Origin of the sequence: Bacillus sp. FSL K6-3459, from assembly GCF_038003305.1 — a bacterium.
Classification (GTDB): domain Bacteria; phylum Bacillota; class Bacilli; order Bacillales; family Bacillaceae; genus Bacillus; species Bacillus pumilus_O.
On record NZ_JBBOOW010000001.1, the window covers coordinates 347,429 to 361,513 of the forward strand.

4 protein-coding genes and 1 riboswitch are annotated in these 14,085 nt (G+C 44.1%); all 4 genes read left to right on the top strand.

From position 1 onward, the window contains the following. Position 1: 1 nt before the first annotated feature. The gene (locus MHI35_RS01865) at positions 2–1,093 is read left to right on the top strand and encodes an ABC transporter ATP-binding protein (RefSeq protein WP_335349588.1); all 1,092 of its coding nucleotides are present in this window, start codon (positions 2–4) and stop codon (positions 1,091–1,093) included. Beyond that, entirely contained in the window at positions 1,093–1,962 is an 870-nt protein-coding gene (locus MHI35_RS01870; RefSeq protein WP_060595513.1) for an ABC transporter permease, read from the top strand. Before MHI35_RS01865 ends, MHI35_RS01870 begins: the two co-directional genes overlap by 1 nt. Further along, a complete protein-coding gene (locus MHI35_RS01875) occupies positions 1,955–2,758 on the top strand; it encodes an ABC transporter permease (RefSeq protein WP_335349587.1) in 804 nt (267 codons plus the stop codon). The genes MHI35_RS01870 and MHI35_RS01875 overlap by 8 nt, the downstream gene beginning before the upstream one ends. Before the next feature lie 369 nt (positions 2,759–3,127). After that, positions 3,128–3,220, top strand: a riboswitch (cyclic di-GMP riboswitch). A gap of 146 nt (positions 3,221–3,366) precedes the next feature. Further along, the gene (locus tag MHI35_RS01880) at positions 3,367–14,073 is read left to right on the top strand and encodes a non-ribosomal peptide synthetase (RefSeq protein WP_340990791.1); all 10,707 of its coding nucleotides are present in this window, start codon (positions 3,367–3,369) and stop codon (positions 14,071–14,073) included. Positions 14,074–14,085 lie beyond the last annotated feature (12 nt).

Genomic DNA, 14,085 nt, shown 5'->3' on the forward strand with positions numbered 1-14,085 from the left:
TATGAGTGGAATCCAACTAGAACATATCAGCCAGCAATTCGGCGAGCAGATTGCTCTTAACGATGTCAGTCTTACGGTGAATGAGGGAGAGTTTTTCTCCCTTCTTGGTCCTAGTGGCTGCGGGAAATCAACTTTGTTAAACATCATTGGTGGTTTTTTAGAGCCAACAAAAGGTGTCGTCTATATTGGGGATCAGGATGTGACGAATTTACCGCCTTATCAAAGAAAAACGGGTATGGTTTTTCAAAGCTATGCACTCTTTCCGCATTTGACTGTCTTTGATAATGTGGCGTATGGGTTAAAGGTTCAAAAGAAAAAGAAGGCAGAAATCAAAGAGAAGGTAATGGAGAGTTTGTCTCTTGTTCAATTAGAGGCGTTTGCGAAACGTATGCCGCATCAATTAAGTGGTGGACAGCAGCAGCGGGTAGCGATTGCAAGGGCGCTTGCGATTCAGCCGTCTGTTCTTCTTCTTGATGAACCGCTCAGCAACCTAGATGCAAAACTAAGAAAAAATATGCAGACAGAGCTTCGAAATATTCAAAGGAATGTCGGGATTACTACCATTCTCGTGACCCATGATCAAGAGGAAGCATTAAGTCTTTCTGATCGGGTTGGGATTTTAGGAGAGGGAAAAATCCAGCAGATTGGGACGCCTTTAGAGGTGTACCGCCAGCCAAACAATCGATTTGTGGCTGAATTTATCGGGCAAGTGAACCTATTTGAGGCAATCTATGATGAAACAAGTGCTGCATTTATCGTTCCTCATTTAATCCAGTCAAACAGGCAGCAAGTGCAGTTAAAGGCAGCGGCACATCAAGAGAAGAAGGAGAAGCATTTACTCATGCTCCGTCCAGAAAGAATCAACATATCTTCTGAGCGGGGAGACATTCAGTCTAACCATGTATCAGGCGTGCTGACAGATGTCAGTTATATTGGTCACTCATTGCGTTTGGTGGTGGGGCTCGATAGCGGTGAAATGATTGTTCATGCATCTGATGCAGCGTTTCCAGAGCTTCCTAAAGCTGGAGAAGCTATTCATATCAATTGGCAGTCTGAAGATATTGTTTTCCTAGATTCGAAGGTGCATACGTGATGCGTATCAAGAAAAAGAATCAGCGATTTCATTGGTTCATGCTGCTGCCAGCGTGTTTGTTTCTTGTTGTATTTCTTCTAGCGCCGCTCGTGATGATGTTCGTCCTTAGTTTTCGCGATGTGGATTCAATGATGAATACATTACAAACGTATAGCTTTTCTCAATATATTCATGTGTTCACGACAGATGCGTATGTGAAGGCGATTGGAAGTACAGTATGGGTCGCCTTGCAGACAACGGTGATTTGTCTATTGATGGCATACCCTGCAGCATACGTGCTCGTCAAGGCACCTCATCCGCGTCTGAGGGCATTTTTCTATATCTTACTTGTCTCGCCGCTTTTGACAAGCGTTGTGATTCGGACCTTTGCATGGATTGTCCTTCTTTCACAAAATGGTTTGATCAATGGCATGTTATTAGATTTACATGTGATTGAGAAGCCGCTCTCTATGCTGTGGAATATGAATGCGGTGATTATTGCTTATGTTCAGGTCATGCTACCTTTTGCAGTGTTGCCTATCGCGACGAGCTTAACTGATATGGATCGGCATTTACGACCGGCTTCTATGAGTCTAGGAGCTGGACGAATTCGAACCTTCTTTCATGTGACCTTTCCATTGACTATTCCAGGGATGGTGACTGGGGCTATTATTGTCTTTTCACTGGCGGCTGGGAGCTATATCACTCCTCTCTTAGTCGGCGGAAGAATGCAACCATTACTGCCGCTGTCTATATATCAGCAAGTCATGCAGGTGTATAACTTACCTCTTGCTGCAGCGATGTCCTTTACGTTATTGGTTTGTGTACTTGTGGTGGTCAGTTTATTAAGCTATCTATTGAAGCGTTGGGAGGCGAGGATGCATGCGTAAAAAACCATTTGGTGATCGCTTGCTTTCCATCCTGATATGGACTGCTGGGTCATTGGTTTATCTCTTTTTGACCATACCTGTTCTTGTCATCGTCTTATCTGCTTTTAGTCCAAATGCCTTTCCTGAATTTCCACCGACTTCGTTCTCTGTTCGTTGGTTTCAAGAGGTCGTGTCGAATCCAGAATGGATGGAGTCTCTGCGTATCAGTGTAATTTTGCTATTCATCGTAACGCCTCTCACGGTTCTTTTAGGCACGATGGCTTCGTATGCTTTAGCAAGGCTTTCCTTTAAGGGAAAGGAGGCAATTCAAGCCTTCATTTTGTCACCTCTGATGATTCCTCAAGTAGTGTTAGGGATTGCCATGCTTTATTTGTTTACAGCTATGGGTTTTACAGGATCTGTGTGGGCGCTTGTCATAGGTCACGTCATCATTGGCTTTCCCTATGTGGTTCGAACAGTAGGTGTCAGTGTCTCGAATTTGGACCCGAGGCTTGAGCTAGCTTCAATGAATCTTGGCGCAGGACCTATTCGCACATTCTTTCGAGTGACGCTGCCTTTGATAAAACCAGGAATAATTGCAGGCGGGGTATTTTCTGCCGTGACGTCATTTGGGGAAATATCGATCAGTTTGTTCGTTTCCTCTCCTCAAACGATTACGATTCCCGTTAGGACGTTTAATTACATTGAGCAAACCTTTGATCCGAGTGTCAATGCGATATCTGTCATATTTATTATCATTTCTATCATTGCGTTGCTCATTATTGAGAAAACGATTGGCCTGTCTAAGGTGATGTAAATATAATGAAGAAACAAGGGAGTTGTCATTTGAAATGGCAGCTCTTTTTGTGTTGATTTTACGGTAAATATTTTCAATTTTTTAGGGAATGTAGTTCTTAAGATTTAAGAAATTGTGGAGGATGGAAGGAGACCTCTATCCTACATTTTCGGTTATATTTTCAAAATTCAAGGAAAAACATGAAATTTTTGCGGTATTTAGTCGATTATTTTCGGTTGAACGCAACTATTATTAGTTATTTTCGGTAAATATCGTAAATTATTATGTGATTCATTCGGCATAACGCATGAATCTTTACACCCATTTTTCGGTGAAAAAAACAATAATTTCATATAAAGTGGACGTAAATAGAAAATATTTAAAAAGAAAAGAAGAAAAAGGCAAATCTATGGAAACGTAGAGACGCAAAGCCATGTCCTAAGGTAAATGTTGCTTTTTTACTATGGTCGCCAGGTTACCGAATCAAAATGGGAGTCCCTCCGTTTTATTCGGGGTGGGCTTCTTTCCGTATTCTGTCTATTTTAATGAAATAGACTTGGTTCTTTTGATATAGAGGGTGCAGGGTTGTCACAATGGTGGAGAAAACATAAAAGAGGCGGAGGATGAAAATGAATACAGTTTATTACCCCTTAACACATGCGCAAAAGCGAGTATTCTACACGGAAAGATTTTATCCAGGTACAAGTATTTCTAATTTGGGTGGATTCGCCAGATTGAGATCGGTATCAGGTTTAGATCCATCTTTGGTCGTTGACGTGCTTCAAGTGTACATTCGTCAAACTGACTCCCTTCGGTTGAGACTGGTGTATCAACATGAGCAGGAAGAGCCTGTTCAATATATCAAGCCTTATGAAGAACAGCCGATTCGCATGGAGAAGGGCTGGAGTGAAGAAAAAGTAAGAACTTGGGCGAATGAGCAAATCCGTGAGCCGATGCCGTTAATTGACAGCCCCTTGATTGAATTTACGGTCTTTCAAATCAGTGATCAAGAGTGCTGGCTGTTTTGTAAAGCACATCATATTGTGGCGGATGGTATCTCCATTATCTTAATGGGAAATCGCATCATCGACTTATACCAGGACATGCTGCACGGGGTAGACATCTCACCGGTTGAGGAGATTTCCTTCGTTGACCACATCATGAGTGAGCAAAGCTATGAAACTTCTAAACGGTTTCAAAAAGACCAAGCTTTTTGGAACGAGCAATTTGCCAATATTCCAGATTTCGCTTCTTTAAAATCGCATAAGGGATACGAGATGAGTTTACATGCAGAGAGATTTTCAGGGGATATTCCAGATTCTTTGAAGGAGAAACTTCGCGCGTTTTGTGAAGAGCAGAAAGTCAGTATGCTCTCGATGTTCATGTCTACTGTTTATATGTATTTGCATCGTTTTAGCGGTATGGAAGATGTTGTCCTTGGAACCTTTATGGGCAATCGAACAAATGCCAAAGAAAAAAAGATGATTGGTATGTTTGTTTCCACGATTCCGATGCGTGCATCTGTTCAAGGGTCGCAATCATTTCTTGATTTCGTCAAACAGGTCATGGCGGATCAAATGAAGATCTTGCGTCACCAAAAGTACCCTTACAATCTTCTCATGAATGATTTGAGAGAAAGAGAAGGATTTACAGGACGCCTTTTTGATATTTCTTTAGAATACCAGGTCATGCAGTGGCAGAAAAAAGAGAATCTCTCTTTTATTACTGAACCGATCTTTAGCGGGAGCGGAATGAATGATATTTCCATTCATGTAAAGGACCGCTGGGACACAGATACATTGACCATTGATTTGGACTATCGTACAGATGTATTCACCGAAGAAGAAATCAGTCAGATGTTTAAACGATTCTTGATCATACTAGAAGCGGCGGTCTCCCAGCCTGACCAGCTGATCGGGAAACTCCCTTTACTTCCACCAGATGAACAAAAGGAACTGCTGCAATTATCTGAGAGAAAACCGTTTGAAAAACCAACCGAAAAGCCGATTCATCACATGTTTGATGAAACAGCCAATAAGTATGTAGAGCGGACAGCCGTTGTAGCGGAAAATGGAGCAATTACTTATGGAGAGCTGTATCAAAAGGCAGAAAAGCTGGCGCGTTTTTTACAAATGAAAGGTGTCTCTCGTGATGTGCCGGTTGCTGTCCTAATGGATCGGAAGGCAGAGGCGATGGTGGCGATCTTCGGCATATTAAAGGCAGGAGGGGCGTATGTACCGATTGATCCGGCCTTACCTGAGGAGCGTATTCAATATATTGTAGAGGATTCTGGTGCATCTATTGTGTTAACAGAGGAATCGTTCGTTTCAACATACCATGCCCTTTCGAAAAAAATGGTCGTGCTGCAGCAAATCGCATTAGATGATGAACGGTTGCCTCAGCTTGTAGATGAGTCGGTACCAGAGGATTTGGCTTATATGATTTATACATCTGGGACAACTGGGAAGCCAAAGGGCGTCATGATTGAGCATCTTCAGCTGCATCATTTGGTTCATGCCTTGCATCATGAGATTTATGAAGAGGCGAGTGAGCTTCAAATGGCGCTTCTTGCACCATTCCATTTTGATGCATCGGTGAAACAAATTTTTGCGGCTCTTTTATTTGGGCATACGCTTCACATCATCCCACGAGAAACAACGAGAAATGGTGTTCAATTAGCGGCTTATTATAGAAAACATCAAATTGAAGCAGCAGACGGAACACCGGCGCATGTGCAGCTTTTACTTGCAGCTGAATTAGACGGGCTGTCACTCTTGCATATGTTAGTTGGGGGAGAAGCATTGCCTGCGAAAGCAGCACATTCTCTTATCGAAGCGGTTCGTATGAGTGAGCCGGATTTTACTTTGTGGAATGTGTATGGACCGACTGAAACATGTGTTGATGCGGCAGTTCATCGCCTAGAACTAAGTGAGCTGCCCGAATTCTCTGAACAGCAGCGTTATTTGTCGATCGGAAAGCCGCTCGGTCATCATCGTCTTTATATTTTAAATGAACATGATCAATTACAGGTACAGGGCGCTCCAGGAGAACTGTGCATTGCAGGGATAGGTGTTGGACGAGGCTATGTGAATCAGCCTGAATTGACGGAGAAAGTATTTACGGCAGATCCATTTTCTCCAGGTGAGCGGATGTATCGAACAGGGGATTTAGTCAGATGGCTTCCGGATGGCACAATTGATTATCTTGGCAGAATGGATGATCAAGTGAAAATAAGGGGTTACCGCATAGAAGTAGGCGAAATTGAAGCAGTGATGGAGCAGGTAGATGGAGTGGATCAAGCTGTCGTACTTGTTGTGGAAGAAGCGGACGGGGAAAAGGCGTTAAGTGCTTACTATCAAGCTCGTCATGCAGGTGTGTCAGTTGATATGTTGCAAGCCTCTATCAAAAATCAGCTACCAGCTTACATGATGCCGCTCTATTTCAAAGAGCTTGATGCATTTCCACTCACAGTCAGCGGCAAAGTTGATCGTCGTGCACTTGCTGCCTTAAAAGGTGATAAAGCCGTTCAAGCTGTTTATGCTGCGCCTAGAAATGAGCTTGAAACGAAGCTTGTCCGTTTGTGGGAAGAAATTCTTGGCCAAGAGAAGATTGGTGTATATGATTCTTTCTTCGAACGAGGGGGGCATTCGCTGAAAGCAATGACTGTACTCACACATGTGCAGCGAGATTTTCATGTGGAGGTGCCGCTGTCTATTTTATTTGAACAGCAGACCGTTGCTGCTTTGGCTGCCTACATTGAGCAAGCGGAAACATCTTCTGAAACGGTGATACCTAAAGCACCTGCTTTAGACCATTATCCATTGTCACCTCCACAGCAGCGCGTTTATATGGTGAGTCAATTGGAGCAAAGCACTGCATATCATATGCCAGCTGTTGTGAGGTTAAAAGGAACGCTGCAGCAAGAGAAGTTGACTGAAGCTTTTGAAACACTCATTACACGTCATGATATGCTGCGTACGTCTTTTCATACGTTGAAAGGTGTTCCCCGTCAGCGGGTAGCTTCATCCGTGTCATTTCAAATCGAACAGCTGACAGGCAGTACGATGGAAGAAAATATGCAGCAATTTGTCAGACCCTTTGACCTTGAGTGTGCACCACTTCTTCGCATTGGCTTGAAGTCATTACATGATCAGGAGCACCTGCTCTTTTTCGATATGCATCATCTGATTTCAGATGGTCTTTCGATTGATTTGATGCTGCGTGAGCTGTCGGATGCTTACGAGGGATCGGTCAAAGATCCATTGAAGCTTCAATATCAGGACTATGCTGTTTGGCAAGAACAACAAGATTTTCAAAAAGAAGAGGCATTCTGGCTACAGGAATTCTCGGGTGATCTTCCTGCTTTACAGCTGCTGACTGATTATCAGCGCCCAGCAGTCCAATCATTTGCAGGAGATCGTGTGATCAAAGAAATAGGTGAAACGTTAAAGGGACAATTACAGGAGCTAGCGGCAAAACACCATACGACACTGTATACGGTTCTGCTTTCTGCTTACTATACATTGCTTGCGAAGTACACGGGTCAAAAGGAATTCGTGGTTGGAACACCGGCGGCGGGGCGTGTGCATGCAGATTTGGACGACATGATTGGTATGTTTGTCCAGACACTTGCTTTGCGGTCAGAGGTTGACTCAAATGCAACCATGTCGCAGTTGATCGAGCAAGTGAAGGAAAAGACGATGCATGCATTTGAGCATCAGCAATATCCATTTGAACGGCTGCTTGAAAAACTGAATGTGCCAAGGGATTTTAGCCGTCATCCATTATTCGATACCGTTTTTACACTCATGCCAGATCATGGATCCGCCCAGCATATTGGAGATATGCAAGTTGAAATTGAAGAAACCAATTTCCATATTGCAAAGTTTGATTTAACGCTGCAAGCGATGGAGTCAGATCAAGGGTTATCTTTTGTCCTCGATTACAGTACGGCGTTATTTAAACGAAGTACAGCCGAGCAGATGCTGCATCATTATATGTATTTGCTGGAGCAGATGGTCCAAGCGCCAGAGGAAGCGATTCGATCTTATCGATTACTCACTGAACAAGAAGCAGAAGCTCAGCTGAATCTGTGGAATCCGTTACCGTCGCCTTATCCGGCAGAAGAAACCATTGTGACGCAGTTTGAAGCACAGGTGCAGGCGCACGGTCATAGGCCTGCACTCCAATGTGAAGGTGTCATTCTTTCTTACCAAGAACTAAATGACCGTGTGAATCAGCTGGCTCATTATTTGCGTGAACATGGGTTTGAAAGAGGGATGAAAGCAGCCTTATTCTTTGAACGATCTAATGAGATGGTACTCTCCGTTCTAGCTGTACTTAAGTCGGGCGGCGTCTATGTACCAATTGATCCTGATTTCCCTGATGAACGAGTGAAGCACTTTTTAACAGATAGCGGTGCGCAATTCTTATTGACACATCAAGTGCTGCGCCAACGCTCGGTGCTCGCTTCTTTTGAGGGAACCATCATCGAAACAGAAGATCAAGCAATTGATCAGCAATCAGACAGCAATATAAAGATTCGTCTATCGCCAGAGGACTTGGCGAATTTGACCTATACATCTGGTACAACTGGAAAACCTAAAGGGAATATGGTGACACACCGGAACATTTTGAGAACAGTGAGGCAATCAAATTATCTAGCCATTCATCAGGAAGACACAGTGATGAGCCTATCAAACTATGTATTTGATGCTTTTATGTTCGATGTGTTTGGTGCTTTATTAAACGGTGCGAAACTGATTGTTCTGCCAAAGGATCATATCTTAAATATGAATGAGCTTTCCGGAGCGATTGAGAAGGAGAAAGTCAGTATTTTAATGATCACGACAGCTCTTTTTCACTTACTGATTGATATGAAAAAAGACAGCCTGAAGAACATCAGAAAAGTTCTATTTGGCGGAGAACGTGCTTCTGTACCTCATGTCATGGCTGCGCTTGAAACGGTAGGGGAAGGCAAACTTGTTCATATGTACGGTCCTTCTGAAAGTACGATTTTCACAACGTATTATCCAGTGAATCACATTGAGGAGCAGGCGTTATCGATTCCAATTGGAAAACCAGTGAGTCAAACGGCTGTTTATATTGTAGATGAATTTGGACATGTGCAGCCGCCAGGTGTAGCAGGAGAGCTATGTGTCTCTGGTGATGGACTGGTCAAAGGATATTATGGGCAGCCAGAACTCACAAGCGAAAAATTCGTGAAAAATCCTTTCCGCCCTGGTGAGGTCATGTACAAAACAGGTGATCTTGCACGATGGCTGTCAAATGGAGAGATTGAATTCATTGGACGAATCGATCATCAAGTGAAGATTCGAGGTCAGCGTATTGAACTTGGAGAAATTGAGCATCAGCTGCTTCGCCATCCGCAATTGAAGGAAGCCGTCGTCATTGCAGCTCCAAATGACACATTATGTGCGTATTTTACAGCAGAAGGGTCCGTCTCATTAACTGATTTGCGCGAGCAAGCAGGGCGTGAACTGCCTGTGTACATGATGCCGTCATTCTTCATGCAATTAGACGAACTTCCGCTGACGAATAACGGCAAGGTAGATAGGCGTGCGCTACCTGTGCCTGATCTAAGTGAGCAAGGGGTAAATGAGTACACCACTCCTCAAACAGAAACGGAGCGTCTCGTGGCGCGCATTTGGGAGGAAATTCTTGAAGTGCCGCGGATCGGCAGGCACGATCATTTCTTTGAATGCGGTGGTCACTCGCTGCGAGGCATGAAAATGCTGAACAAGCTGTATGAAGAGATGCATGTGGAGCTCACTTTGAAGTCTTTATTTGAATCCCCAACATTAGAGGCGTTTGCCTTTGTAGTTGATCAAGCGGATCAAACGGAGTTCAAGCGGGTGGAGGTTGCAGAAGAAGCGGCCTATTATCCAGTGACATCTGCTCAGAAGAGGTTGTTTGTATTGGAGAAAATGACCGATGCAGAGCAGAGCTATCATATGCCGGCTGCTTTAAAGCTAAAAGGTGCTTTTGATGAAAAGCGATTTAAAAAAGCGATTGAACAGCTTGTCCAACGTCATGAAGCATTCCGAACGAGCTTTGATTTTGTTCAGAATGAACCTGTTCAACGAATTGAACCAAACATCTCCGTACCTATTGAGACAATCGAAGGGAACGGACGAGACATACAGGAATTGATGAATGACTTTATCCGTCCGTTTGATATAGAAAAGGCGCCTTTACTCAGAGTAGGTCTAGTTTCTGCTTCCGTAAATGTCCATTATTTATTGATCGATATGCATCATATCATTTCAGATGGTGCATCTGTGGGCATTTTAATTGAGGAGCTTTCAGCGTTGTATCGAGGGGACAAACTAGAGGAACTACCTGTTCAATATAAGGATTATGCGGTTTGGTCAAAAAGCGAGACGTTTGCTGCACAAATAGAAGCTGAAGAGGCGTTTTGGCTGAAGCAATTAGATGGAGAACTGCCTGTACTGGCACTGCCAGAAGATTTGCCAAGACCAAAAGTGCAAACGTTCGCAGGAGATCGCGTCTCATTTACCATCAATGGACCGCTTAAAGCGAAATTGGATGAGCTTGTCAGAGCGCTCAACAGTACGACGTATACAGTGCTACTCACTTGCTATAGTACCCTTTTAAGCAAGCTATCGAGACAAGAAGATATCATCATCGGTTCACCGATTGTGGGCAGAACTCATCCTGATATTCAATCTGTCATTGGTATGTTTGTGAACACGCTGGCACTTAGAACAAAGCCAGCAGGACATTTGACAGCTGCAGAATTTGCGTCAAATGTTCATCAGCTTGTGTTAGAGGCAAATGAGCATCAGTTGTACCCATTTGAAGAATTGGTAGACCAAGTACAAACGGTTCGAGACACTAGCCGTCATCCAATCTTTGATGTGGTGTTCTCAATGGAAAATGCGGATATTCGTGATTTAACGATGGATGGACTTCACATTGTTCCAGAGCCCTTCGAAGAGAATATCGCAAAATTTGATTTGACCTTAACTGGAAATGAATCGGTTGATCACATTGAGCTTGTGTTCGATTTTAATACTTCTATCTTTCAACAGTCATCGATTGAAAAGTGGAAGGAATTTTTCCTTCATTTATTGGAACAAATGGTATCAGCGCCAGATCAATCGCTAGATCAAATGCAGCTATTATCACCGAAGCAGCAGCAAAAATTGCTCAACGAATGGTCAGGTCCTGTCCTAGACGTTCCATCAGATCAAACGATTCATGAACTGATCAAGGCTAAGGCATTTGAAGCACCTAACCAAAAAGCGGCAACCTTCTGCGGAACGAGCTGGACGTATGAAGAACTGAACAGCCGGGCGAATACAGTCGCTTCAAGACTCATTTCAAATAGTATAAAACGAGGAGATCGCGTCGGCATTCTCACTCGTCCGTGCCTTGACATGACGGCAGCCGTTCTTGGCGTCCTTAAGGCAGGTGCGGCATTCGTTCCAATTGATGCGGATTATCCAGACCAGCGCATTGTCTACATGCTGGAAGACTGCGGGGCAGAGATTCTTCTCATGCAAAAAGGACTCACTGCACCAGCTTCCTTCACTGGTCATGTCCTATTGATAGAAGATGCCATAGAAGGCGAAGCGCAAGAAATGCAGGTTCATGTCAAACCAACTGATCTCGCTTATATGATTTACACGTCTGGAACAACAGGACAGCCGAAGGGTGTCATGGTTGAGCACCAGTCCCTTGTGAATCTGGCGTTCTGGCACAATGATGCCTTCCAAGTGACCAATGCGGATCGAACCGCTAAATATGCCGGCTTTGGCTTTGATGCCTCCATTTGGGAAATGTTCCCGACATGGATCGCCGGCGCAGAGCTGCACATCATTGATGAAGCGATTCGTCTCGATATGATCAAGCTCAATACGTATTTCAATGACGAAAATATCACCATTGCGTTCCTGCCAACACAGCTATGCGAGCAGTTTATGTCAATGGACAATCATTCACTCCGTTACTTACTAACGGGGGGAGACAAGTTGAAACAGGTAAAGCCTGTTCCTTATCAACTCGTGAATAACTACGGTCCAACCGAAAACACAGTCGTGGCGACAAGCGGGATCATCAACCCAGATCAAGGCACGCTTCCGATTGGAAAAGCGATTGCCAATACCCGTTTTTACATTATTGGTTCGTTATATGACCTTTCGCCGCCAGGCGTACCGGGTGAACTTGTGATTGCGGGGAAAGGACTGGCAAGAGGGTACTGGAATCTACCAGAAGAAACAGAAAAACGCTTTGTCCCAGATCCATTTTATCCAGGGGAGCGCATGTACCTGACAGGCGATTTGGTGAAATGGACAGAGGATGGCGAGCTGATCTATCTCGGTAGAAAAGACCATCAAGTCAACATCCGTGGCTTCCGGATTGAGCTGTCAGAAATTGAAGCGCAGCTCCTTGGGCTTGCGGAAGTCAAAGAAGCAGTCGTGACAACGATCAAAGATGCCAGCGAACAAGACACCCTTGCCGCGTATGTCATCACGGACAATGAAACAGAAGACTTAAAAGAAAGTTTAAAACGCATATTGCCAGACTATATGGTCCCTTCATGGATCATCAAGCTAGACCACCTGCCGATGACGGCAAATGGCAAAGTCGATCTAAAAGCATTGCCAGCACCAGATATGGAAGCGAACCAAACAGCATACGAAGCGCCAAGAGATGAAGTTGAAACACTTCTATGTGGCATTTGGGAAGACGTGCTTGGCGTGAGCCAAGTCGGCATTCACGATCACTTCTTCTTCCTCGGAGGAGATTCAATTAAAGGCATCCAAATGGCAAGCAGACTCACACAAGCAGGCTGGAAGCTTGATATGAAGCTATTGTTCCAATATCCAACCATTGCGGAACTGCGCTCATATATCGAAGAAGCGGATCAACTGACGGCTGACCAATCACCTGTCAAAGGAGAAGTCATTTTCACACCAATTCAGCGTTGGTTCTTTGAAAGAAACTTTACAAGTAAGCACCATTGGAACCAATCGATTATGCTGCAAGCACCAAATGGTTTGGATGAAACGATCGTTCAGCAAGTGTTGGAGCAGCTCATGATTCATCACGATGCCTTGCGAATGGTGTATCCACTCGAAGAAGGTCGCGTAATCCAGCGTCATCGGAAAATCGAAGAAAACTTGGTAGCTGTTGATGTGGTAGAAGTACAAGGGGAACTGTCGGAGCAAATTCAGCAGGTTGAAAAGCTGGCTAATGAAGTGCAGGCTAGTATATCGCTAGCGGAAGGACCTTTAGTAAAGCCGGCCATTTTCCGAACGGATCAAGGGGATCATTTACTGCTCGCTGTACATCATCTTGTCATCGATGGTGTGTCATGGCGTATTTTCCTTGAAGATTTTATGGCTCTTTATGAACATTCGAAGCGCGGGGAAATCCTGACACTCCCTGAAAAAACACACTCTTTCCAAGAATATGCCCAGAAGCTGACGGAATACGCGATGTCAGATGAGCTGCTGTCAGAAAGAGCTTATTGGAAAAAGGTAATTGCGCATTCCGCTACGCCGCTTCAAAAGGATCATGTGACAGAGGATCAGCGCATGCTTCATACACAGACCATTCGTTTCACATTGTCTGAGGAGGAAACACGTAGTCTGCTGACAGAGGTACATGAAGCATATCAAACAGACATGAATGATATTTTGCTGACAGCACTCGGATTGTCCATGAAAGAGTGGACAGGTGAAGACAGACACTTTATTCATCTTGAAGGACACGGAAGAGAGGACATCCTCCCTGCAGTCAATGTCTCAAGGACGATTGGCTGGTTTACAAGTATGTATCCTGTGTTACTAGATATGTCGCATGCAGACGATCTTTCTTATCAGATCAAGTATTTAAAAGAGGAACTCAGGCACATCCCGAACAAGGGAATTGGCTATGGCATATTAAAATATTTAACCCCTGACAAGATGAAGGATGGTATCTCATTCGATCTCGCGCCAGATATCAGCTTTAACTATCTTGGACAGTTTGATGAACAGATCACCGGTGAGTTAAGCCGCTCGACATGGGATTCAGGACAATCGCTGAGTCCAGAATCAGAGAAACCTCATGCACTTGATATTGTTGGTTTCGTCGAACAAGCCAAGCTCCATGTGACGATTTCTTATCATCACCTTGAATTTGAAGAACGTACGATGGAACAATTCAAGGACCTTCTTGAAAAGAATGTGAAGACGCTGATCTCACATTGCGCATCACAGGAGGAGACCCAGATGACACCTAGTGATGTAGGTGATGAGGATCTCACGATGGATGAACTTGAAAAGCTAATGGATATATTTTAAGCAAACGAAGAG

Coding starts and splice junctions, on each gene's coding strand:
- MHI35_RS01865 (WP_335349588.1), top strand. CDS start 2: ATGAGTGGAATCCAACTAGAACATATCAGCCAGCAATTCGGCGAGCAG.
- MHI35_RS01870 (WP_060595513.1), top strand. CDS start 1,093: ATGCGTATCAAGAAAAAGAATCAGCGATTTCATTGGTTCATGCTGCTG.
- MHI35_RS01875 (WP_335349587.1), top strand. CDS start 1,955: ATGCGTAAAAAACCATTTGGTGATCGCTTGCTTTCCATCCTGATATGG.
- MHI35_RS01880 (WP_340990791.1), top strand. CDS start 3,367: ATGAATACAGTTTATTACCCCTTAACACATGCGCAAAAGCGAGTATTC.